Here is a 22,627-nt window from a genome sequence, read left to right on the forward strand (position 1 = left end):
GTGGATGTGGTCCGGATGTGTCGTGCGGGTGCTCGGCACGGCCGGGGTGCGCGAGGCACCCCGGCTGGAACGCAAGGCGCGCGAAGTGCTGACCATCCTGACCGTCCACGCGCCGGCCGCGGTCACGCTGGACGAGCTGGCCCGGCTGCTCTGGGACGACCCGCCGCCGTCAGCGGTCAAGACGCTGCGCGCTCATATCTCGCGCATCCGCGCCGCCATCGCGCTTTCCGCCGCCGCGGTCGTGTCACCTTCCGCCGCTGCTGGCATGTCGCCTTCCGCCGCTGTGGGCGTTCCGCCATCCGGGGTTGCGGGCGTTTCGCCTTCCGGGGTTGCGGGCGTTTCGCCTTCCGGGGTTGCGGGCGTGGAGCGGGTCGGTCGTGATGGGTACCGGCTCGCGGTGGCTTCCGAGCACACCGACGTCGGCCTGGTCGCGGCGGCCCGGGTTCGTGCCCGCGGTCTGCTGGCCGACGGGCGCGCGGACAGCGCGGCCGCGGTCCTGGCCGAAGCGCGCGAACTGTGGCGCGGCGATCCGGAGCTGCCCGACACGGTCGCGGCGGCGGCGCTGCGGCAAGGCTGGCGGCAGGAGCGGCGTCTCCTCGTACAGGAACATCTCGGTTGTCTCGCGGCCGGCGCCGATCCCGCCTCGGCCCTGGGTGAGCTGGAGCGGCTGACCGCCGCCGACCCGCTCGACGAGCCGCTGTGGGCGCATTATGTGCGCGCCCTGAACCGGGCCGGGCGGCCCACCGAAGCGCTGCGGGCCGCCGCCACCGCCCGCGCGGCGCTGGTCGAAGTCGGCCTCGACCCGTCGCCCGCGTTGAGCGCCGCACAGACCGAGGTGCTGCGGCCACCCGCCGTACAAACCGAAATGCCGGAAAAGGTCCGGGTCAGCTACGCCACCGATGCTTCCGGCTCGACCGCCTACACCCGGCTGTCGGAACGCGGCCACGACCTGGTCGTGCTCAACCCCGCGATGCTCACCATCGACGGCCTGCTCGACGGCGCTCAGGCCCGCGCCGCCCTGACCGCTCTGGCCGGCCACGCCGCCGTGGTCTGCCTCGACCGGCGCGGCATCGGCCTGTCCGACCCGCTCGACCCGGCGCGGCCGCCGCTGGAGCAGTGGGCCGACGACGTACGCCGGGTCCTGGACGCCGCGGCCATTCCCCGCGCCGACCTGTTCGCCAACTTCGACACCGGCCTGGTCGCCCTGGAGTTCGCCGCCCGCCACCCCTCGCGCGTGCGCCGCCTGGTTTTGGCCCAGTGCTTCCCGCGCTACACCCGGAGCGACGACTACCCGTACGGCCTGGACCGCCGCACCACCGAGACCCTGATCCGCGACACCGTCTCACCCGGCCGAGGCACGGACTCCGTCGCCCAGGCCGCACCCAGCGTCGTCGCCGACGAGGCGTTCCGCCAGTGGTGGAACCGCCTGGGACGCCGGGCCGCCGCCCCCGCCGTGGCCACCGCGATCCGGGCCGTGGCCACGGGCGCCGACGTCCGTCACCGCCTGCCGGAGGTGACCGCGCCGACCTTGATCCTGCACCGCCGCAACTGCCTCAACGTCGACATAGGACACGCCCGCTACCTGGCCACCCACCTGCCGTCGGCTCACCTGCGAACAACACCGGGAACCGACGCCCTGTGGTTCACCGACTCGGCCGAGCTGAGACGCTACGCGGCCGACTTCCTCACCGCCTGAGAACAACCGCGACCCCGTCGGCGCGAGGGTCGCTGCCCGCGTCGAGCACCTCCCCGCGCAGCCGCGCGACCTGAACATGCCCGGCATCGTCGTGCCGCCCCGTCGTGGCCTCGACGGCGTAATCCCCGGCCTCGGCCGCCGCCAGCCCCGGCTCGAGCAGCAGGGTGGGCACGGCCCGCCCGATCTCACCCGCCCCGATGACCCATCGAGGCCGCCCCACGAGCTCGTCCAGGTCACCCGCGCCCACGACATCAGCCGCCACTTGAGCGAGGATCCACGGTTGCGACCGCCCACCCTGACAGCCCAGCGCGACCACACCGTCCGGCGTGACCCCCACCGTCGGGCACAACGTGTGCGGAGGCCGCGATCCACCTTGGATCCGCCCCGGATGCCCCGGGTCGAGACTGAACGACGACCCCCGGTTGTGCAGCACCACACCGGTGGCGGGATCGAGCAGCCCCGCCCCAAAGCTGAAGAAGACACTCTGAATCAAAGTGACCGCGTTCCCGTCACTGTCAACCGCCGTAACCGCCACGGTGTCACCCGTCGCCCTGACTCCACCGTCGGCCCAGCTTCCGCTACTCGGCGCCCCTTCGCTCCGTGCCTCTTCGCTCTGCGCTCCTTCGCTCCGTGCCTCTTCGCGCCGCGCCCCTTCGCTCCGTTCCTCTTCGCGCCGCGCCCCTTCGCCTTGTGTCCCGCCTTCTTCCCCCGAACTCTCCGCTGCCCTTCCGGATATTTCCGATTTATGGGCTGAGGCGACTGCGTGCTGGGTGGAGTCGGGAGGTGGCGCGAGCTTGGTGCGGTGGGGCTGCAGGCCGTCAAGGTTGATCGGCTCGGTGCGGGGGTCGCCGAGGTAAGCGTCTCGGGCGGCCCTGGCTCGCCACGCGTCGGCGAGCAATGTCTTCGAGCCGACCAGGTCGAGGAACGTCGCGCCCTGGACCGGGGGCGGGGCCGCGAACCAGGCGACCCCGCCGACCGTTCTGCTCAGCGGGTCGATGACCTCGGACCGGTGGGCGGCGAAGTCGGCCGCGTCCAGCAGGCTGCCGGCGTCGCGCAGGCCCTTCACCAGCGGTGGGCGGTCGTAGAAGGAACGCCAGTCTTCGGCGATGGCCGTCAAGGTCCGGGCCAGGGCCGGTTGTACGAGGTGGTCGCGCCGGCGGTCGCCGTCCAGCAGGAGGGCGGTCAAGCCGGGGTCGGCGCGGATGGTGTCCAGGCCGGCCACGGTGGCGCGGCGCAGGCCGGGGCTGACCGCTACGCCGTGCTCGGCCATGCTGATCGCGGGGGCCAGCAGGTCGCGCAGGGGGCGGGTGGCGCCGAGGGCGGCGACGGCGGCCCAGCCGGCCACCACGCCGGGGACGGTGATGGTGTGCGGGCCGGTGACCGGCATGTGGTCGGCGGCCGCGCGGAGAGCCTCCACGTCGGTGGCGGCGGCCGCGGCGCCGATCGACAGGACGGCCCGCGGTGGTCGGCCGGCCGGGCGGACGATCGCCACCAGGTCGCCGCCGATCGAGCACTGATGCGGATAGGCGACGGTCAGCGCGGCGGCCGCGGCCAGGGCGGCGTCGAAGGCGTTGCCGTTGATCGTGCGTGCGGCGCCGGCCGCGCCCGGGTGGGGCGCGGCCAGTGCGACGGCGAAGGTCATGCGGAAAGACTAGAGAAGAACGCCCGTACGTCGTCGGCGAAGATTTTCGGCTCCTCGGCGGAGAGGAAGTTGCCGCCGGCCGTGAGCTCGGTCCAGTGGGTGACCGGGGCCTCGCGGTCGGCGAAGCGGCGGATTGTGATGTCGGTGACGCCGAGGGCGACACCCAGCGGGAAGGTGGAGCGGGGCTTCGGGGTCCAGGCCGCCGGGTCGTGCGCGGCCTCCCAGTACAGGTTGGCCGACGAGCCGGCGGTGCCGGTGAACCAGTAGAGGCTGACGTTGGTGAGCAGCAGGTCGATGCCGATGGAGTCCTCGGGCAGCTCGGCCGCCGGGTCGGTCCACTCCTTGAACTTCTCGGCGATCCAGGCGAGCTGGCCGACGGGGGAGTCGTGCAGTCCGTACGCCAGGGTCTGCGGCCGGGTCGACTGGATGACGTTGAAGCCCATCTTGTCGTCGCGGAACTCCTGGAGGCGCTGCAACCGCCCCTGCTCGGCCTCGGTGAGTCCTTCGAAGTCGGCCGGGTCGCCGGACGGGAACGTGATGTGCCCGTTGACGTGGGCGCCGATCACCCGCTCGGGCGCCTGCCGCCCCATCTCGACGGCGATGGCGCCGCCACCGCCGGTGCCCTGCACGCCGTACCGCTCGTACCCCAGCCGGCTCATGACCTCGTGGTACGCCGCGGCGATCTTCGGAGTGTTCCATCCGGCAGAGGTGAACGGCCCGGAGAAGCCGACCCCCGGGGTGCTCATGAAGACGAGGTGGAAGTCGGCGCGCAACGCCTCGACGGCCGGCAGGTAGAGCGCGAAGGACCCCGGCCAGTCGTGGGCGAACACCAGCGCGGTCGCCTCCGGGTTGTCGGAGCGCACGTGAGCGAAGTGCAGTGTCTGCCCGTCCACCTCGGTCAGGAACTGGGGAAGCTCGTTGAGGCGCGCCTCGGCGGCCCGCCAGTCGAACTGCCCGCCCCAGTACTCGGCGAGACCACGCAGTGATTCGACGGGCACGCCCCGCGTCCAGCCCTGCCCCGGAACCTCAGGCGACCACCGGGTGCGGCCCAGCCGCTCACGAAGGTCAGCAACGTCAGCGTCAGAGATGTCGATGCGGAAGGGGCGAATCTCGCTCATTACCAGTCTCCTCGTCTAGCGGAACGGAATGTTCCGTTCCGCTTATGACTGTACTCCGTTCCCGAGCGGAACGGAATAATCTGTTCCGCAAAACTTCGAAGCGCCCCAGCGCGGCGCTCCCCGGCCGGTGGCGGCGGAAAGGGGGAGCGGAGCGTTCGTTCCGCAGAAGTTCCAAGCTGGTGGGCGCAAGGCGGGACGGAGCGTTCCGTTCGCGCGGTGCGTGCAGAGATGCCTCGACCCTCTCGCCGCTCGGCCCACCGAAGGCCCAGCCTGCTCGGAGCGGTGCGGAGCGTTCCGTTCCGCGTGTGCATGCCAGGGGCGACTCCGCGTTCTTGCCGTCCGGTCCGTCGGGGCTCGATCTGCCGGAGTGGAGCGGAGCGGAACGTTCCGTTCCGAGTAAGGTGGGGGTATGGCGATCTCTGAGCGGGCCCGTAAGGCGGCCCTGAACGACACCGCGATCCTGGCTGCGGCTCGGGACGTCTTCATTGCGGACAAGCGGGCGCCGATCTCGGAGGTTGCTGAGCGGGCCGGGGTGGGGATCAGTGCGCTGTACCGGCGGTACCCGAGCAAGGAGGAACTGCTGCGGGTGCTGTGCCACGACGGCCTCAAGACCTTCATCGCGGCGGTTGAGGATGCTGCGGCCGAGCCGGATGGGTGGACGGCGTTCGAGAACTTCCTGCGTACGGTCGTTATCGCGGACGTTCACTCGCTGACCGTGCACCTGGCCGGCACGTTCACGCCGACCGAGGAGATGGACGACGATGCCGCCCGGGCGAACGACCTGGCCGCGGTGCTGTTCGAGAGGGCTCGGCCGTCGCTGCGGTCGGGCTTCGTGATGGCCGACGTGACGATGCTGCTGGAGATGTGCGCGGCCGTCCGGATCCCCGACGCCGAGCGGACCAGGGAGCTGCGTGAGCGCTACCTGACCGTCCTGCTCGACGGCATCCGTGCCGGCGCCGACCTGCCGGGGCCTACGCCTACGGACGAAGAGCTCGGCTGGCGCTGGCGCCAGTAACGGACCCGCGTCGACCGCGCCCTCGGCGGCGGCCCGCAGGCTGCCGTCGGCAGATCGGCGCCGGCCCCGACCTGCCGGGGCCCGCGCCCACGAACGAAGAGCTCGGCTGGCGCCGATGACGGACCCGCGTCGACCGCGACCTCGGCGACGGCCCGCAAGCGACCGGCGGCAGATGCTCGGTGGCGGTGGCGGTGGCGGTGGCGGTGGCGGTGGCGGTGGCGGTGGCGGGGGCGGTGGTGGGAGCCGTAGCGGTACCGATGGCGGTGGGGGTGGCGGTGGCGGTAGTGGGAGCCGTAGCGGTACCGATGGCGGTGGGGGTAGCGGTAGCGGGCGGGGTGGATTCAGAGCGCGTGTGTTCCGGGGCCCACGTCGTAGGTCTTGCCGCTGGGCAGGATCACCTCGGCCGTGCAACCCGGGGGGACAGTCACCTCCAGGGATTCCTCGGTCCACGTGACGGTGATCTGGCCGTGGGGGGAGTCGTGGGTGGCCTCGGCCCGGGTGACGGCGGGAGTGGGATGAGGGTGCACGCGGAAGTGGCGCCATGTGGGGGTCAGGCGCTGGAGGCCGGCCGTGTACCGGTGCAGGAAGCTGATCACCGCGCCCTTCGAGTAGTGGTTCAAGGAGTCGTGCGGGATGCCGTCGGCGTCTATGCCGTCCCAGCGTTCCCACATCGTTGTGGCTCCTCTGTCGATCATCGTCAGCCAGGAGGGGGCGGTGTTCTGGAAGAGGAGGTCGTACGCCAGGTCCACGTGGCCGTGGGTGGCCAGGGCCGGCAGGAGGCTGGGCGTGGCCAGGAAGCCGGTGGCCAAGTGGGTGCCGTTCTCGCGGATCAGGGTGGCCAGGCGGTCGGCCGTGGGCTGTCGTAGGGGCTCGGGTAGCAGGTTGAACGTCAATGCGCGTACCAAATTGGCCTGGGTGTCGGGGTGGACCTTGCCCTCGGAAGTGATGAAAGCGGTGCGCCAGGCGTCGCGGGCGGCGTGGCTCAGCTCGAGATAGTGGGCCTGTTCGCCGGGGTGGCCGAGCAGGGCGGCGATCCGGGCGGCGATCGCGCAGGTGTGCGCGTGGTAGGCGAGGGCCACGTCCGACTTGTCGGTGGCGGCGAACGCGGCGAAGTCTTTGATGTCCTCGCCGGGGACGAGCCACTCGCCCCAGTGGAAGCGGATGGCCGGGTCCGTGCGGTCGGCGAAAGCCAGCCAGCGGGTCATCGCGGGCCACATCTCGGCGAGCAGTTCCTGGTCGCCGTACTCCTGGTAGATCTCCCACGGGACCAGCACGATCGCGTCGCCCCAGCCGGCCGAGCCGTTGAGGTGGGCCAGGAAGCCGCTCCGCTCGGCCGGTGGCATGGGTGCCATGTTGCCGATGACGCCGTTGTCCCACTGGCCGGCGGACAGGTCGCGCAGCCACTTCGTGGTGAAGCCGGCCACGTCGTACAGGAAAGTCGCCGTAGGGCAGAAGATCTGCCAGTCGCCGGTCCAGCCGGCGCGCTCGCGGGTCGGGCAGTCGGTGGGGATGTCGCAGGCGTTGCCGAGGAAGCTGCGCTCGGCGGCGGCGTGCAGCCGGTTGAGGCGTTCGTCGTCGCAAACGAAGGTGCCGGTCCGGCGCAGATCGGTGTGGACGACCACGCCGGTCAGGTCGCCGACCTCGCCGGTGACCTGGACGTAGCGGAAACCGTGCGTGGTGAAGCGGGGTTCGAAGACGCCGGCGGCGGCCGTACGGACGGTGTCGACCTGCCCGGCGGTCAGCTCGCGGTCGATGAACGGCACGTCGGCCGGGCGGAGGTGATCGGTGGTGACGGTGCCGTCGGGGGCCAGCGCCTCGGCGTGGGTCAAGGTCAGGTCGGCGCCGGGCGGGACGGTGACGCGGACCCGGCCGTTGATGTTCTCACCGAGGTCGAAGACGCCGTTCGGTAGGCGGGTGGGCCGGATCTCGCGGATGGCGCGCACGGGCGGGGCGGGCGAGGCGACGAGGTGGTCGAAGCGGTGACCGGCGCCGGCCACAGGCGTCCACTGTGGCCTGGGATGGCGCCGGTCCTCGGTCTGGCCTTCGATGAGGTCGGCCATGAGGATCGGGGAGGGGGCGCTGAGCCAGCCGGGCCCGGTGCCGAGGATCGTGGTGCGGCCGCCCGGATGGTCGGCGTGCAGCTGGGCGAGCAGCGCGGTCCGGTCGCCGAACTGGTCACGCGAGCGCGGCATGCCGACCTGCCCGCGATACCACCCGTCGGCCAGCAGCGCTTCGATGTCGTTGCGGCCGCGCCGCAGCAGCCCGGTGACGTCGTAGGCCTGCACCTGCGTCCGCCGCCCGTACTCGGTGAAGCCCGGCGTCAGCTCCAGATCCCCGACCCGAAGACCATTCAAAGTCAACTCATAGATCCCGTACGCCGTCGCGTAGAGCCGCGCCCTGACAACCGGCCCTTCCACCTCCCAGCGCCCGCGCAGCTGATAGGCGGGCCGCCAGTCACCGCCGGCGCCCGTCTCGTCCGGGCTGATCCACTGCGCGTGCCAATCGGCGGAGGTGAGCAGGCCGGCTTCGAGCTCGGTGGGGTCGGACCATGGGGTCACGCCGTGGTCGGTCCAGACCCGCACCCGCACGTCGCGGCGTTCACGGGAGGTGAGGTCGCGGCCGGGCCAGGGGACCAGGACGTTGTCACGGGACTCGACGCGGCCGGTGGTGGTGCCGTCGTCGAGGCGAAGCTCGTAGGCGATCTGATCGGCGGGAGGCTGCCACGACAGGCGAGGGCGGCGCTCGCCGAGGCCGAAGGGCTGGTCGAGATGCTCCACACGGACGCGCATGGCCCATCCGACCACCGGCCGGGCTCGCGCGGAACTCACGTAGTCGAATACCAGCGATCGCTGTCACGGGTCTCCCGTGCCACCCCTGGCGCCGCGGTCATGGTCGGCGGTGCGCTGAACGACCATCTCGTTCGGTCCGGGGATGCGCGGAGAAGGTACGGCAGCGCGGTGAGCCGGCGCTCGGAAGCGGCGAGTGCGCGCCCGGGTGCGGAGAGCGTGAGCGCCGAGGATCACGATGAGCAGGACGGCGAAGGCCGGCAGGCCGATCGGGTCGGTCATGCGGGTGGCGGGGGTGTAGATCGGCGGGTGGTCATGGCCGACGAAGCCGGGGATCGACGGCAGCACCCAGGAGATCACCAAGGCGATCAGCAGGGCGCTGAGGGCCGAGGCAAGCAGCGCCAGACTCACCCGGCGATGCCACACGGCCACGACGACGCCGGCCGCGACACTGCTGATCAGCCCGGCGACGACATTGGTGGCGAGGACAGGCGCCGCGAGCACGAGCGCCGTCCACAGCGCGGCGGCGACGAGCGCGGCCAGACCCGCCGCGCGGGCCGAGGCACGAATGGCCATGGCAAAACGCTAGCCGCGCGCGGTTCCCCGTCAATCCGCGAAACGGCCAGGGGCGTGACGGTGCGTGGTGGGCCGAGGTGTCAGTCGCGGGGGCCGGCGTGCATGAGGCCGTTCAGGCCGCCGGGCAGCGTGGCGGCCAAGTCGGGGGTGAAGGTGGCGTCGATCAGGATGAAAGCCACCCGGGCCACTGTGGATCCGCGGTTGGCCCAGGCGTGGCCGGTTCCGCGCTGGATGACCACGTCGCCGGGGTGGAGGGTCACCTCGGAGCCGTCGAGGATCAAGGTGATCTCGCCTTCGAGGACTATGCCGTAGTCGACCGAGGCCGTGCGGTGGACGGGGGACTGCAGGCCGTTCTCGTCGAGGTGGCCCGGGCGGAACTCGTTGACGCGGATGCGGGTGCCCCGCGGTGGGGGCGGCACGGCCAGCGGGCCGATCGTGGGCTCGTCCTCGGTCGCCGTCAGCGGAGCCGGGGCGGCGCTCGTGTTCCAGATCTCGTGGAAGGAGACGCCGTCGGCGGGGAGGTCGCGGCTCACCGGGACCGGGCCGTCGGACAGCACGACCGAGACGCCGGCGGGAGTGTGACCGGTGACCACCCGGCGCGGGGCGGTCATGCGTGGCACGCGATCGGGCCGCCGTGGAAGGCCACCATGTCGGGCCACACGGAGGGCACGGTGAGGCGGGTGTCGATCGGGTTGCCGGACAGTTCCGAGTACGCGCGGTGCAGGTTGCCCACGAAACGCTCGGTCTCGGCCCAATGCTGGTACGGGTTGTCCCGGTGCTTGCGGGCCGCCTCCAGCGGCGACAAGCCCTCCTTGTGGGAGGCCGCGGCCACCTCCGCCACGTACGCGACGTAGGCGTCCATCTTGTCGAGCAGGTCGGTGACCTCGTCGCCTCGGCGGACGGGGCCGTGTCCGGGAACGAGGATCTCGGGGCTGAGGGCGCGCATCTGCGCTATCGCCTGGCCGAAGCCGGACACCGAACCCTCCAGCAGGAACGGCTGGCCGCCGGCGAAGGCCAGGTCGCCCGAGAACAGGACGCGCTGGGTGGGCAGCCAGACCAGCACGTCGTTGCTGGTGTGGGCGCGACCGGCGTGGACCAGCTCGACCGGGAAGTCGCTCAGGTGCAGGGTGAGGCGGTCGGCGAAGGTCAGCTCCGGTGGGCGCAGGGTCAGGTGGCCGTAGTCGGGCTCGCTGATCACCTTTGTCGCTTCGAGGCCGGCCGCCAGCACCTCCTCGCGGCACTTGTCGTGGCCGATCACCGTCGTCTCGGCGGGCAGGAAACCGTTGCCGTACGTGTGGTCGGGGTGGTGATGGGTGTTGACCACTGCTTTCGGAGCGCCCCGGGAGACCCGGGCCACCTCGGCCAGGACGGCCCGGTTGCGGCGCTCGGTCGAGGTCGTGTCGACCAGCACCGCGGCGCCGGCGCCGTCGACCACCACGCCGGTGTTGTTGACCATCCAGCCGCCGTCGGGCTGGACGTAGGCGTAGAGGCCCGCGCCCAGCTCGTCGACGTAGGGCTTGCCGTCGTCCCAGGTCACCCGAGTCCTCCTTGTGTCGAAGATGTTTCGACTATGCCGTCACCGGCGAGCGGCGGGGCATCGGCGTTGCAGATCCGAGGCATCTGGTTCGGCGTTTTCCGCGTACGGGAAAATGGGTGTTTGACTGCCTTGGTGACGCCCCTGCTGCTCACGCTCGCCCTGCTGGCCGCCTTCGGGCCGATCGCCACCGACCTCTATCTGCCGGGCTTCCCGGCGATGGCCCACGATCTCGGCGCCGATGCCAGCGGCGTCCAGCTGACCCTGACCGCGTTCCTGGCCGGCCTGGCCTGCGGCCAGCTCGTGACCGGCCCCATCTCCGACCGCTACGGCCGCCGCCGGCCGTTGCTGATCAGCGCGTCCGTCTGCGTGCTGGCCGGCGTCGTGGCGGCCACCGCCCCCAACCTGGCCGTGCTCGTCGCGGCCCGGCTCGTGCAGGGCTTCACCGGCGCCGGCGGTCTGGTCATCGGCCGCGCCATCGTCGCCGATCTGACCACCGGGCGGGCCGCCGCCCGGGCCCTCACCCTGATGATGACCATCGGCGGTGTCGCACCGGTGCTGGCCCCGCTGGCCGGCGGCCTGCTGGCCGAGCCGGTCGGCTGGCGCGGCATGCTCTGGACGGTCACCGGGCTCTGCGCCCTGATGTTGATCGCGGTCGCGGTCAACGTGCCCGAGACGCGCGCCGCCTCGGCCCGCGGGCAGAAGGGATCGCTCAGGAACGCCGGCTACTGGGCGGACACCGCGGTCTTCGCGTTCTCCTTCGCGAGCATGATGGCGTACATCTCGGCGTCGCCCTTTCTCTATCAGCGGGTGGTGGGTCTTTCCGAGGTGGCGTACGGGGTGGCGTTCGGCATCAACGCCATAGGGCTGATCACGACCGGCGCGTTGGTGGGCCGGGCCGTGGAGAGGATCGATCCGCGCCGGGTGGTGGCCATCGCCCTCACCGTCGAGGTCACGGCCACGATGATCTTCGTCGGGCTGGTGCTCACCGGAGCACCTGCCTGGTCCTACCCCGTTCCGATCTTCTTCGCGGTCTCGGCGCACGGCGGCGTGATGGGCCCCTCGGCCGCCCTGGCCATGGGCCACGTGCGGTCGGTGGCCGGGCGGGCGAGCGCGGTCCTCGGCTTCAGCCAGTTCGGCCTGGGCGCCGTCGTCTCGCCGCTGGTCGGCCTCGGGGGAGAAAGGTCGGCGCTGGCCCCGGCCCTGGTGATGGCCTCGGCCGCGCTCGTGGCGAGCGCGGCGGCGATCACAGGATATCGACGGCTACGTCGTGCAGCAGGTGGCGCAGCCACACCCCGGCCGGGTCGGCGGCGTGACGCGGATGCCAGTGTGCCGCCTCCGTGATGCTCACCGTGTCCAGCGGTGTCTCGGCGATGACCAGGTCGAGCATGTCGAGGCAGCGATGCGCCATGCGGGCCGGCACGAACGCGCACATGCCCGTCCCGGCCACCGCGAACGGCAGCGTCAGCAGGCTGGTCACCTGCACCAGCACGGTCCGCGCGGCCAGCCCTTTCGCCTCGAGCTCCACCTCGAGCGGCCGCCGATGCTCCCCGGCCGACAGGAACTCGGCCACCGCGTGCGGCATCTCCCGCAGGTCCTCCAGCGTCAGCGCGCCGTCCTTCAAACGGGGATTGCTGCGGGCCACCACGCACGCCAGCTCGTCGGTGAAGACCGCCTGGGTACGCCCCGGCAGGTCGAAACCGAGCGGCACCACCACCAGGTCGCGCCGCAGCAGCTGCACCTCGAACTGCTCGCGCGACTCGGGCACGCTGTCGAAGTTCATGGAGCAGCCCGGCGCCTGCTCGCGCAGCAGCCGGATCAGCGGCTCGGCCAGCACTGTCATCGCGTATTCGCTCATGCTCACGTCGAAGCGCTTACCGCTGGTCGCCGGGTCGAACTCGCGGTGGTTGCCGAGCAGGCTCTCGGCCGCCTCGACGGCCGCGGCGACCGCCGGGCGCAGCCGTGTCGCGAACGGGGTCAGCTCGTACTCCCGGCCCGTACGCGTCAGAAGCTCGTCGTTGAAGTGTTTGCGCAGCCGGGCCAGCGCGCCGCTCATCGCCGACTGGCTCATCGTCATGCGGGCGCCCGCGTGGGTGAGGTTGCGCTCCTCCAGCAACGCGTGCAACGAGAGCAGAAGGTTGGCGTCGACGTCGCGCAGTCCCTCGGGCACGTCGTTGATGTTAGGCCTGTGGCCTGCGAAAGTAAGCCCGTGACGCTGGGTGGCACCGATCTGAATCTGCTGCTCTCGCTGAAGGTCCTGCTCGAGGAGGGCAACGTGACCCGGGCGGGTCAGCGGCTGGCGCTCGGTCAGCCCGCGATGAGCACCGCCCTGGCCCGGCTGCGGCGCAAGTTCAACGACGAGCTGCTGACCCGCAGCGGCCGCGACTACGAGCTGACCCCGTTCGCGGTCGAGCTGCTGCCCGAGGTGCAGCACGCGCTGCGGCTGATCGGCACGGCCCTGCGCGTCGAGGACGAGTTCGACCCGGCGACCAGCGAGCGCACGTTCCGGCTGGCGATGAGCGACTACGCCATCGCCGTGGTGCACGAGACGCTGCTGGCCCGGGTGACCGAGCTGGCGCCCGGGGTGAGCCTGAGCATCGACCGCATGCGGCCGGACGCCCGCACCTCCGAGCGCACGATGCTCAAGTACGACGCGGTCATCGCCCCGCTGGGCCTCGGCTTCCCGGGCGAGTCACGGCCGCTGTGGCGCGACCGTTTCGTCTGCCTGGTCGACGCCCGCCATCCGCGGCTGACCGGCGAGGGCCTCACGCTGGACGACCTGGCCGAGCTGCCGCACGCGGTGGCCGGTTTCGGGCCGGCCGTGCTCACCCCGGTCGACCGGATCTTCGGCGAGCTCGGCATCGAGAGGCGGATCGAGGCGACGGTACGGGGCTGGCTTCCGCTCCCGTTCGTCATCGAGGGCACCGACCTGGTGGCCGTGGTCCCCGAACGGCAGGCCCGCCTGCACACCAGCAAGCTGGTCGTGGTGGAGCCCCCGTTCGGGGAGGTGCCGCTGGCCGAGGGGTACTGGTTCGCCCGCGACCGGCTGGGCGACCCCGCGCATCAGTGGCTGTTCGCCCGGCTCGACGAGGTGGGCGAGGTGCTGGCGCCGGCCAAGCCGTAGCCGGGAAAGACCCGATCCGGGTCCCATTTGTCGCGCAACAGAGCCAGCCGCCGGGCATTTTCGCCGGCGTGGAACGGGATCGGGCGGCTCAGATCGCTGTCCCCCAGATATTGCCCGATGCTGACCGGATCCAGATCGGCCATCGCGTCGCGCTGCCAGTCGTCGAAGAACGCGTCGTCGTCCGGTGATTCCCACAGCACATAGCTGGCCAGGTAGATCTCCGACTGCAGCGAGAACGCCATGTCCGGCAGGGTCCGCAGCGGCGCCATGCTGAACCAGATGGTGAACGACTTCTCGTTGGGCAGCGTGGTGAAGACGCGCCGCGCGGCCGGAACGACTTCATCAGCCGGCCCCGAAAGCCACGCGTTGTCGACCGCCCAGCGATGCCCCCGCTCCACGCGCCGCCCAGAAAAGGTCCTCGTTCACCGACGGCGAAGCGTGAATCAACGACCCGTCCGCGGTCACCACGACCACTGCGCCCAGCTGTGCCCGCCCGACCGGACCACGACCTGCCATCCCCGCGATCGGGCCAGCCGCACCGCGTCGACCACGTCCTGCTCGGTCGACGCCTTCACCACCGCCGCCGGCCGCCGCCCGGGCAGCCGGCGGTTGAAGATCCGATCGACCCGGGCCTCCTCGTAGCCCGGGTCGCCCTCGAAGACGGTCACGCCGGAGCGCAGAGCGCGTGCAGCGTCTGCCCCATCACCCGCCCCGGGTCCGCACCCGGCGTCTCCGGGTGCATCTCCCATTCCGCCAGCTGAAGGCTGTTTTCCAGCACCATCCGCACGCGCGGGAACCGCCGCTCCCAGAACTCGCGCAGGGCCGCGTCCCATGGGGACTCGCCCGTGAGCACCTCGGCCAGCACGACCGCGTCCTCCGCGCACATGGCCGCCCCCTGGGCGATCAGCGGCGGGCAGGCGTGCGCGGCGTCGCCGATGATGATGCTCCGGCCCCGGTACCACGGCTCCTCGACCAGGATCGACTCGATGTACTGGTAGTTGACCAGCGCGTCGTCGCGGAGCCCGTCGCGAACCCGGCCCCAGATTCCGCCGTACCCCTGACCATGCTCTTTGAAGGTCTTGCCGTTGCTTTTCTCGCCCACATAGGACTGATCCAGCTCGCCCTCGAGGAGGAAGGCGTAGCAGAGGTCCTTCGAGATCGGCGTGTATCCGGCCTTGTACTTCGGCCCGCCGTAGTAGAGCTCGGAGCACTCCATCTCGGCCGGCCGCTCGCCGACCACGCGCCAGATTCCCATGCCCGTGCGGCGCGGCTGCGCGTCGATGCCGATCAGCGACCGCACCTGGGAGTGGATGCCGTCCGCACCGACCAGCAGGTCGAAACGCTCGGCCGAGCCGTCCGACAGCGTCGCCGTGACCCCGTCGCCGTGGTCCTCGATCGCCGTCACCGTCGTGCCCAGCCGCACGTCGACGCCCGCCTTGAGCACGGCATTCGTCAGGACCTCGGCCACGTCCGACCGCAGCGCGCCCATGGTCGGCGGCACGTCCGGCCCGCCCATCGGCGGTGTCGGGATCTCCATGATCAAATTCCCGTCGGCCGTACGCATCCGCAGGTTGCCGAAGCAGTGCCCGCGCTCGGCGATCTCGTCGAACACCCCCACCTGGGCGAACGCCTTGAGCGCGTTGCCCTGCAGGGTGATCCCGTGCCCGGCGCCGCCCCATTTCCCGCGCAGCTCGGCCAGAACCACGGCGACGCCCCGCTGGGCCAGCGCGAGGGCGAGCACGCTGCCGGTGATGCCGCCGCCGACGACGAGGACGCGCTTGCTCATGAGGTCTCCTTCAGCTGCGATTGCGGTGCGCGGGCGCCGGTGATCCAGCCGACGATGTGGTCGTTCTCGGTCTCGTCGAGCCGGACGTCGGCCACCTTCGCCCCGCGGTTGAGGATCGTCACCCGGTCGGCCACCTCGTGGCAGAGCGGGAGATTGTGGGTGACCAGCACGATCGCCACGCCCTGGCCGGCCATCCGCCGGATCAGGGCCTCGACCTGCTTGGTCTGTTCGTAGCCGAGCGCCGCGGTCGGCTCGTCGAGCAGCAGCACCCCGCGACCTTCCCCGCTCACCCGGATCGCGCTGCGGGCGAGCGCCACGACCTGCCGCTGGCCTCCGGAGAGCATTTCCACGGGCCGGGTCATGGGTGCCGTGCGGACGCCGAGCCGGTCGAGCTCGGCCTCGGAGCGGCGGCGCATCGCCTTGTGGTCGACGAACCCGAGCCAGCCGAGCGGGCCCCGGCGCAGGATCTCCCGGCCGATGTTGAGGTTGGTCGAGATGTCCTGCGCGTCGACCAGGGCCAGGTCCTGGTAGACCATCTGGACGCCGGCCGCGGCGGCGTCGCGGGGCTGGTGGAAGTCGACCGGCCGTCCGTGCACCTCGACCGTGCCCGCGGTGGGCCGATGGGCGCCGGACATGATCTTCAGCAGGGTGGACTTGCCGGCGCCGTTGTCGCCGAGCAGCCCGACCACCTCGCCCGGGTTCACGTGGAAGTCGATGCCGGCCAGCGCCCGCACATATCCGTAGTGCATCTCGATGCCGGTCAGCCGCAGGGCGGGAGTGTCATCAGCCATGTCACACGCTCCGGTTGTGCACGGACAGATTAGCGACGGACATCAATCTGTTGGAGACCCCGCGCTGGATGACCCGTTCGAGGCCGAGCGAGGTCAGCAGCAGCAGGCCGGTCACCACGGTCGCCCAGTAGGGCTGGACGCCGCGGATGGTCAGGCCGTTGGCGATGGTGGCCAGGATCAGCGCGCCGACCAGCACCCGCGGCAGCGAGCCGCGGCCGCCGGTGAGCGCGACGCCGGCCAGGGCGACGGCGGTCAGCGCGCTGAAGATGATGCCGGGGCTGGCCTCCGGCGTGGCCTCGGTGGTCACGGCCGTGGTGACCAGGCCGCCGAGCGCGGCGCACAGTCCGGACAGGACGAAGCCGAGCACCCGGTACCGGTCGGCGTGGATGCCCGAGCGGCGGACCGCCTCGCTGTTGCCGCCGACCGCCATGAGCCGGATGCCGTCCCGCGTACGGGTCAGGAAGAGCGTGCCGACTCCGAAGAGCGCGGCCACGATGTAGACCGGGGCCGGAACCCCGAAATAGCGCTCGGTGCCCATGAACTGCAGCTGCCTCAAGCCGGGGAACGTGTAGCCGCCGGCGATCACCGCGGCCAGGCCGGACAGGGCCGACAGGCTGCCGATGGTGACGATGATCGGGTTGAAGCCGCGCAGCGCGATCAGGCCGTTGGCCAGCCCGACCAGCACGCCGCAGGCGAGACCGGCGGCCAGCGAGAGCCACACCGGCTGCCCGTGCGTCATCAGCCAGCCGGTGACGCAGGCGGCGAAGGCGGCCGTGCCCGGCAGCGACAGGTCGAGCACCCCGGTCATCACGCCGAAGCCGACCCCGGCCGCGAAGATGGCCGTCAGCGCGGCCGCGTTCGCGATCAGCATGGCGTTGTCCAGGGTCGCGAAGTACGGCGCGCACCAGAACGAGAAGACCCCGATGATCAGCGCCCAGAGGACGAAGATGCCGCGGTCGCGGGCGAAGATGAGGACGGAGACCGACCGGGGCATGTCACGGCCGGCCGGGACCGCTGTCTCGGTGACGGGTAACGGCTGTGCGGACACGGCCACGTCAGCTCCCGGCCTTCTCGACCTTTTGCGGCACGGTGAGCTGCACGCCGACCGCCGACGGGTCGCCCATCATCTTGGTCAGGGTGTCGAACGACTGGGCCATGTCGGCGTCGAACTGCAGCACCACGGAGGCGTAGATCTTGCCCTCCTTGACCAGGCCCAGTACCTCGTCGTTGCCACCGGCCTCGGTGAGGCAGGTCAGCTGTTTGCCGGCCGCGTCGAACGCGCCGAGCGAGCCGAGCGCCGACTCGTCGTTGGCGCCGAGCACCGCCTTGACGTTCGGGTGGCCCTGCAACGCGCCGCTCACCCCGGTCTGGGTCGCGGCCCGGTCGGTGGTGGTCACGGTCTGCACGATGGTGGCGCCGGGCGCGGTGGCCTTCAGCGCTTGTTTTGCCGCGCTTTCCAGCTCTTCCTTGCCGGCGACGCCGGCCGCGTTGTTGACGTCGAAGACCTCGGCCTTGCCGCCGAGCTTCTCGTTGATGCAGTTGCCGAGTTCCTGGCCGATCGCCGTGCCCTGCGCCTTGTAGTCGATCGTGGAGAAGGACAGCCCGGCCTCCGGCGCGGCCAGCCCGTAGTCGGACGGCACGCCGTTGAGGATCATCGGGATCTTCTTGTCCTGTGCGGTCTTGACCAGCGCCGAGAGCGAGCTGGGCTGGTTCGCGATGACCCAGGCTCCGCCGGCGCGGCCGGTCTCGATCACGCTCTGGAGCTGCGTGAGCTGCTTCTGCGGGTCCTGGTTGGGGTCCTGGACGATGACTTCGTACCCCTTGCTCCTGCCGTATCCGGTCACGCCCTCGGAGAGGCCTTTCATGGCCGGGATCTTGAGAGCCAAGGGGGAGAAGACGACGGTCTTGTTGACGGAGGAAGACGCTCCGGTGGCGGGCTGGGTGTCGCCGGAACAGGCGGTCACGAAAGTGAGGCACCCGGCCGCGACAAAGGCAACGGCCGATCTCTGAGCTGGTGTCACGGCATCTCCTCTTCAGGGCGTGTGTCGCTCGCCACAGGAGAGCACGCGGCGCGCGGCCGCTGGAACCTCGCGATACACATGGCTGCCATCAGCCCGAAACATGCCTGGCATTGCCGTGCGCGCTTTCTCGGTGACCGGGGTCCGCACCTAGCGTGAGGAAACCACCCGAACCGCGAGGAGCCCCACCATGGCCTACGTCGTCAGCGCCACCTGGACCGCCGAGCCCGGTAAGGAGGGCGTCGTCCTCGACGCGATCGAGAAGCTGACCCCGCCGTCGCGCCAGGAGCCGGGCAACCTCTACTACCAGGCGTACCAGGACCCGGCCGAGCCCACGGTGTTCCGGCTCTTCGAGGTCTACGCCGACGAGGACGCGTACGCGGCCCACGGCGCCTCCGAGCACTTCGCCGAGTACGGCCACGGCCAGGCGATCCCGGTGCTGGCCAAGCGCGAGCGCGCCTTCTACACGACGATCGGCTGACCGCGATGCAGCTCGCCGCCTTCCGCCGGGCGACCGACCCGGCCGGCACCCGCCGCACCGGGCTGGTCGTGGGCGACCGCTCGGCCTGGTGGCTGCACGCCTTCCCGGACGGCACCGACCTGATCGCGCTGCTCGCGGCCGACCCGGCCGAGCGCGAGGCGGCCGCCGACGCGGCCGCCCGCTCCGACGGCCTGGCCCCGGCCGATGTCGTGCTGCTGCCGCCGGTCTACCCGGTGGCCATGCGCGACTTCCTGACCTTCGAGTCGCACGTCGAGGGCGTCGGCAAGGGCATGCAGGGCGCACCGAAGGTGCCCGACGAGTGGTACGCCGCCCCGTCGTTCCTGTTCATGGCCCCGCACGCGGTCACCGGCCCGTACGACGACGTGGCCATGCCGCCGGACACCGACCGGCTCGACTTCGAGCTGGAGCTGGCCGCGGTGATCTGCCGCGACGTCCGCAACGTGACGCCCGAACAGGCCCGCGACGCGATCGGCGGCTACCTCGTCATGAACGACTGGTCGGCCCGCGACGTGCAGGGCCGCGAGATGAAGCTCGGCCTCGGCCCGTCCAAGGGCAAGGACTTCGCGACCACGATCGGCCCGTGGGTGGTCACCACCGACGAGCTGGACGACTGCCGCGACGCCGACGGCTTCCTCGACCTGGAGATGACCGTCAAGGTCAACGACGTCCGGGTCGGCGGCGACCGCTCCGCGCACATGGGCTGGTCGTTCGAGCACCTCGTCTCGTACGCGTCCCGGGCCTCCTGGGTGAAGGCGGGCGAGGTGCTGGCCTCCGGCACGTGCGGCGGCGGCGCGCTGGCCGAGTCGTGGGGCCGCAGCGGGCTGCTCACGCCGCCGCCGTTGCGCGAGGGCGACGTCGTCGAGATGACGGTCGAGCGGGTCGGCACGATCCGCAACCGGGTCGTGGCCGCCACCGAGCAGGTGCCGTCGATCGTCCCGGCCCGCCGGCGCGTGCCCGAGGGGGTGTGACGCGGTGGCCGTGGTGACGTGTGACCCGGCGACCGGGCAGCCCCTGGCGTCCTACCCGGCCGACGACTGGCACCGGATCGACGAGGCGCTCGGCCTGGCGTCGGAGGCGGCGGCGGTCTGGGCGTCCACGCCGCTGGTGCAACGGCTGTTCCTGCTGCGCTCGGCCGGCGAGCTGCTGACCGAGCGCCGCGACCGGTACGCCGAGCTGATCACCGCCGAGATGGGCAAGCCGCTCGCCGAGGCCCTGGCCGAGATCGACAAGTGCGCGCTCAACTGTCAGGTCGTCGCCTCCCAGGCGCCGCAGTGGCTGGCCGACCACGACGTGGTCAGCGGCGCCGCCCGGTCCTGGCTCAGCTACGAGCCGCTCGGCGTGGTCTTCGCGGTGATGCCCTGGAACTACCCGTTCTGGCAGGTGCTGCGCTTCGCGTGCGCGGCCCTGGCCGCCGGGAACGCGGCGGTGCTCAAGCACGCGCCCAACGTCACCGGCTGCGCGCTGGCCATCGAGGCGCTGTTCGCCGAGGCGGGCGCGCCCGACGGGCTGTTCCGCTCGCTGGTCATCGCCGAGGCCGACGTGCCGTCGCTGACCGCGCGGATCGTGGCCGACGACCGGATCGCCGCGGTCACGCTGACCGGCAGCGAGCAGGCGGGCAGCGCGGTGGCGGCGGCCGCCGGGGCGGCGCTGAAGAAGTCGGTGCTGGAGCTGGGCGGCTCCGACCCGTTCGTGGTGCTCGACGACGCCGACTTGCCGGCGGCGGCGACCGCGGCCGCCCGGTCGCGGTTCGGCAACGCGGGGCAGAGCTGCATCGCGGCCAAGCGGTTCATCGTGGCCGCCCCGGTGGCCGACGAGTTCGTCCGGCTGCTGCTCGACGAGGTCGCGGCGCTGCCGCCGCTCGGGCCCATGGCCCGGGCCGATCTGCGCGACGCCCTGCACGGCCAGGTAACGCGGACCCTCGGCCAGGGAGCCGTGCTGCTGACCGGCGGAGCGCCGGTGGACGGGCCCGGCTTCTTCTATCCGCCGACCGTGCTCGACCACGTCGAGCCGGGGATGGCGGCGTTCGCTGAGGAGACGTTCGGGCCGGTGGCGGTGGTCGTCCGGGCCCGCGACGACGAGCACGCGATCGCGCTCGCCAACGACACGGCGTTCGGGCTCGGCGCGGCGGTGTGGAGCCGGTCGTCCCGCGGCCTGGCCGTGGGCCGGAGGATCCGGTCGGGGGCGCTGTTCGTCAACGCGATCGTCGCCTCCGATCCGCGGCTGCCGTTCGGCGGGGTCGGGCGCAGCGGCTACGGGCGTGAGTTGTCGGCCGAGGGGACACGCGAGTTCACCAACGTCCGCACGGTCTACCTCGGTCCCGGCGGGCAGAACGGGCACCGGCCGAGGCTCGACCACGTCGGCCTCACAGTCGGTGACCTCGACGCCATGACCGACTGGTACTGCTCCTCGTTGGGGCTGCGCACCGAGTTCGAGTTCTCGCTACCCGACGTGGACTTCCGCGGGGTGATGCTGCGCGGCGACGGGCACCGGATCGAACTGCTGCACCGCGCCGGCAACACCGGTGGGGTGCCGGCCGGCAACCCGGTCGAGGCCGCGCTGACGCGGGGCTTCGGGCATCTCGCGCTCGACGTCGTGGACGTCGACGAGGCGTACACCAAACTCTTGAAAGCCGGCGCCACCGACCGCATGACGCCGCGGCCGTCACCCGAGCCCGGCATCCGCATGGCGTACGTCGCCGACCCCGAGGGCAACCTGATCGAACTGCTCGACCGGCGGGCCGTGCGGTGAGGAGGCTCGAAGGGAAGATCGCCCTGACGGCCAAGGGCGGGGTGCTCGCGCTGACCCTGCAACTGGTCGTCGAGGGCGGGCCGCACGGCATCCGCGCCAACGCGATCAGCCCCGGCCTCATCGCCACACCCAACACGGCACCGCTGCTGGCCGATCCGCCCGCGCGGTTGCGTCAGGTCGTCCTCGACCGCATCCCCCTCGGCCGCCACGGCCACGTCGACGACGTGGTCAACGCCGCGGTCTTCCTCGCCTCGGACGAGTCGTCGTGGATCAGCGGCGCGAACCTCGTCGTGGACGGCGGCGGTTCCACCCTCCGCTAGTTCGTTCGTTAGGAGTCACCATGTCCCAGAAGAACGAGTTCGGCATCACCCACCTGCGGCACGTCGACCTGGCCGTGCCCGACTACGACACCCAGCGCACCTTCTACAAGGACACGTGGGGACTCACCGAGGTCGGCACCGACAGCGGCCTTTCCTATCTGGCCACGGAGGGGTCGCCCGAGCAGTACGTCGTCCGCCTGCGCAAGGCTGCCGACAAGAGGCTCGACCTGATCGCTTTCGGCGCCGAGTCCGCCACCGCCGTGGACGCCCTGGCGACGCGGCTCGCCTCGCAGGGCATCCAGCTGGTCAGCCAGCCCGGCAAGCTGCAGACGGCCGGCGGCGGCTACGGCTTCCGCTTCTTCGACGTCGACGGCCGCACCATCGAGATCTCCAGCGACGTGGCGACCCGTCAACACCGGGCAATCGAAGAAGGAGAGGCGATTCCCGTACGCATCTCGCACGCGGTCATGAACTCCAACGACATCAACAAGACGCGGGAGTTCTACGAGACGTACCTCGGCTTCAAGCTCACCGACAGCCTGTGGAGCCAGCACATGGGCGAGATGATGCACTTCATGCGGTGCAACGACTGGCACCACAGCCTGGCCCTGGCCCAGGGCCCGCACACGTCGGTGCACCACGTGTCGTTCGAGATGCGCGGCCTCGACGAATACATGCGCGGCACGGGCCGGGTCATGCGGGCCGGCATCAAGAAGGTGTGGGGCCCCGGCCGCCACAAGGCGGGGAACAACACGTTCTCGTACTTCCTCGACCCCAGCGGCAACACGATGGAGTACACGACCGAGCTGGAACGCCTCGAAACCGACCAGTGGCATCCGAGCGTCTACGACATCGCCGACCCGATGACCCAGGACCAGTGGGGCACGGCCGACCCGATGAGCGAGCTGATCGCCAAGGAGTCCTTCAACGACAAGGACCGCGGCATCTTCGTCGCGCCCCCGGTCTGATGG

General features: G+C 71.4%; 22 protein-coding genes. 9 read left to right on the plus strand and 13 right to left on the minus strand.

Annotated features, from left to right (window positions below; all coding sequences use genetic code 11):
* The first annotated feature begins 4 nt into the window (after window positions 1-4).
* Window positions 5-1,696, plus strand: a complete 1,692-nt coding sequence (locus tag CRP55_RS40560) for a bifunctional AfsR/SARP family transcriptional regulator/alpha/beta hydrolase (protein WP_179855546.1) — start codon at window positions 5-7, stop codon at window positions 1,694-1,696.
* Here CRP55_RS40560 and CRP55_RS40565 read toward each other — a convergent pair.
* Together CRP55_RS40565 and CRP55_RS40570 are read right to left on the minus strand one after the other, a co-directional pair.
* Window positions 1,686-3,338: a gamma-glutamyltransferase gene (locus CRP55_RS40565; protein WP_097327321.1), complete on the minus strand. Its 1,653-nt coding sequence runs from the start codon at window positions 3,336-3,338 to the stop codon at window positions 1,686-1,688. The two genes, CRP55_RS40560 and CRP55_RS40565, sit on opposite strands and share 11 nt — an antisense overlap.
* Window positions 3,335-4,456 carry an epoxide hydrolase family protein gene (locus CRP55_RS40570; RefSeq protein WP_097327322.1) on the minus strand — a complete coding sequence of 374 codons (1,122 nt, stop codon included), beginning with the start codon at window positions 4,454-4,456 and terminating at the stop codon, window positions 3,335-3,337. The genes CRP55_RS40565 and CRP55_RS40570 overlap by 4 nt, the downstream gene beginning before the upstream one ends.
* 409 nt (window positions 4,457-4,865) lie before the next feature.
* Here CRP55_RS40570 and CRP55_RS40575 point away from each other — a divergent pair, with 409 nt between their 5' ends.
* Entirely contained in the window at window positions 4,866-5,471 is a 606-nt protein-coding gene (locus tag CRP55_RS40575) for a TetR/AcrR family transcriptional regulator (RefSeq protein ID WP_097327323.1), read from the plus strand.
* Window positions 5,472-5,812: 341 nt separating this feature from the next.
* Here the strand turns inward: CRP55_RS40575 and CRP55_RS40585 are convergent, their stop codons facing one another.
* The 4 genes from CRP55_RS40585 to CRP55_RS40600 form a co-directional block, all read right to left on the minus strand.
* Window positions 5,813-8,260, minus strand: coding sequence for a family 78 glycoside hydrolase catalytic domain (locus CRP55_RS40585; RefSeq protein ID WP_097327324.1), 2,448 nt, complete (start codon window positions 8,258-8,260; stop codon window positions 5,813-5,815).
* A gap of 63 nt (window positions 8,261-8,323) precedes the next feature.
* Window positions 8,324-8,833: a hypothetical protein gene (locus tag CRP55_RS40590; protein WP_097327325.1), complete on the minus strand. Its 510-nt coding sequence runs from the start codon at window positions 8,831-8,833 to the stop codon at window positions 8,324-8,326.
* Window positions 8,834-8,913: 80 nt separating this feature from the next.
* Window positions 8,914-9,444, minus strand: coding sequence for a cupin domain-containing protein (locus CRP55_RS40595; RefSeq protein WP_097327326.1), 531 nt, complete (start codon window positions 9,442-9,444; stop codon window positions 8,914-8,916).
* Window positions 9,441-10,370 (minus strand): MBL fold metallo-hydrolase, encoded by a 930-nt coding sequence (locus tag CRP55_RS40600; RefSeq protein ID WP_218854837.1) that lies wholly within the window; start codon window positions 10,368-10,370, stop codon window positions 9,441-9,443. Before CRP55_RS40600 ends, CRP55_RS40595 begins: the two co-directional genes overlap by 4 nt.
* 120 nt (window positions 10,371-10,490) lie before the next feature.
* Between CRP55_RS40600 and CRP55_RS40605 the strand changes: the two genes are divergently transcribed.
* Complete coding sequence (locus CRP55_RS40605) at window positions 10,491-11,711, plus strand: multidrug effflux MFS transporter (protein ID WP_218854838.1); 1,221 nt, start codon at window positions 10,491-10,493, stop codon at window positions 11,709-11,711.
* Here the strand turns inward: CRP55_RS40605 and CRP55_RS40610 are convergent.
* The gene (locus CRP55_RS40610; RefSeq protein ID WP_218854839.1) at window positions 11,614-12,537 is read right to left on the minus strand and encodes a LysR family transcriptional regulator; all 924 of its coding nucleotides are present in this window, start codon (window positions 12,535-12,537) and stop codon (window positions 11,614-11,616) included. The genes CRP55_RS40605 and CRP55_RS40610 overlap by 98 nt on opposite strands.
* Before the next feature lie 39 nt (window positions 12,538-12,576).
* Here CRP55_RS40610 and CRP55_RS40615 point away from each other — a divergent pair, with 39 nt between their 5' ends.
* The gene (locus CRP55_RS40615) at window positions 12,577-13,491 is read left to right on the plus strand and encodes a LysR family transcriptional regulator (RefSeq protein WP_097327328.1); all 915 of its coding nucleotides are present in this window, start codon (window positions 12,577-12,579) and stop codon (window positions 13,489-13,491) included.
* On the opposite strand, the gene CRP55_RS54115 is transcribed toward CRP55_RS40615, so the two are convergent.
* The 6 genes from CRP55_RS54115 to CRP55_RS40640 form a co-directional block, all read right to left on the minus strand.
* On the minus strand, window positions 13,431-13,889 hold the full coding sequence (locus CRP55_RS54115) for a hypothetical protein (RefSeq protein ID WP_218854840.1): 459 nt from the start codon (window positions 13,887-13,889) through the stop codon (window positions 13,431-13,433). The two genes, CRP55_RS40615 and CRP55_RS54115, sit on opposite strands and share 61 nt — an antisense overlap.
* Window positions 13,890-13,952: 63 nt before the next feature.
* Complete coding sequence (locus CRP55_RS54120; RefSeq protein WP_218854841.1) at window positions 13,953-14,159, minus strand: FAD-binding protein; 207 nt, start codon at window positions 14,157-14,159, stop codon at window positions 13,953-13,955.
* Window positions 14,156-15,277 (minus strand): FAD-dependent monooxygenase, encoded by a 1,122-nt coding sequence (locus CRP55_RS40625; RefSeq protein WP_097327329.1) that lies wholly within the window; start codon window positions 15,275-15,277, stop codon window positions 14,156-14,158. The genes CRP55_RS54120 and CRP55_RS40625 overlap by 4 nt, the downstream gene beginning before the upstream one ends.
* Window positions 15,274-16,068: an ATP-binding cassette domain-containing protein gene (locus CRP55_RS40630; RefSeq protein WP_097327330.1), complete on the minus strand. Its 795-nt coding sequence runs from the start codon at window positions 16,066-16,068 to the stop codon at window positions 15,274-15,276. The genes CRP55_RS40625 and CRP55_RS40630 overlap by 4 nt, the downstream gene beginning before the upstream one ends.
* Window position 16,069: 1 nt before the next feature.
* Window positions 16,070-17,122, minus strand: a complete 1,053-nt coding sequence (locus tag CRP55_RS40635; RefSeq protein ID WP_097327331.1) for an ABC transporter permease — start codon at window positions 17,120-17,122, stop codon at window positions 16,070-16,072.
* 1 nt (window position 17,123) lies between these two features.
* Window positions 17,124-18,032, minus strand: a complete 909-nt coding sequence (locus CRP55_RS40640; RefSeq protein ID WP_097327332.1) for a sugar ABC transporter substrate-binding protein — start codon at window positions 18,030-18,032, stop codon at window positions 17,124-17,126.
* A 244-nt stretch (window positions 18,033-18,276) separates the two neighbouring features.
* On the opposite strand from CRP55_RS40640, the gene CRP55_RS40645 reads away from it, so the two are divergent.
* From CRP55_RS40645 to CRP55_RS40665, 5 genes are read left to right on the plus strand one after another with little or no spacing between them, the layout of a single operon-like run.
* Window positions 18,277-18,567, plus strand: coding sequence for a putative quinol monooxygenase (locus tag CRP55_RS40645; protein WP_097327333.1), 291 nt, complete (start codon window positions 18,277-18,279; stop codon window positions 18,565-18,567).
* A gap of 5 nt (window positions 18,568-18,572) precedes the next feature.
* Entirely contained in the window at window positions 18,573-19,556 is a 984-nt protein-coding gene (locus tag CRP55_RS40650) for a fumarylacetoacetate hydrolase family protein (RefSeq protein WP_097327334.1), read from the plus strand.
* A 4-nt stretch (window positions 19,557-19,560) separates the two neighbouring features.
* Entirely contained in the window at window positions 19,561-21,336 is a 1,776-nt protein-coding gene (locus tag CRP55_RS40655) for an aldehyde dehydrogenase family protein (RefSeq protein WP_097327335.1), read from the plus strand.
* Entirely contained in the window at window positions 21,333-21,656 is a 324-nt protein-coding gene (locus CRP55_RS40660) for an SDR family NAD(P)-dependent oxidoreductase (RefSeq protein ID WP_245923677.1), read from the plus strand. Before CRP55_RS40655 ends, CRP55_RS40660 begins: the two co-directional genes overlap by 4 nt.
* Window positions 21,657-21,676: 20 nt before the next feature.
* On the plus strand, window positions 21,677-22,624 hold the full coding sequence (locus tag CRP55_RS40665; RefSeq protein ID WP_097327336.1) for a VOC family protein: 948 nt from the start codon (window positions 21,677-21,679) through the stop codon (window positions 22,622-22,624).
* Window positions 22,625-22,627 lie beyond the last annotated feature (3 nt).

This window comes from Paractinoplanes atraurantiacus, assembly GCF_900215205.1.
In the GTDB taxonomy this organism is placed as follows: domain Bacteria; phylum Actinomycetota; class Actinomycetes; order Mycobacteriales; family Micromonosporaceae; genus Actinoplanes; species Actinoplanes atraurantiacus.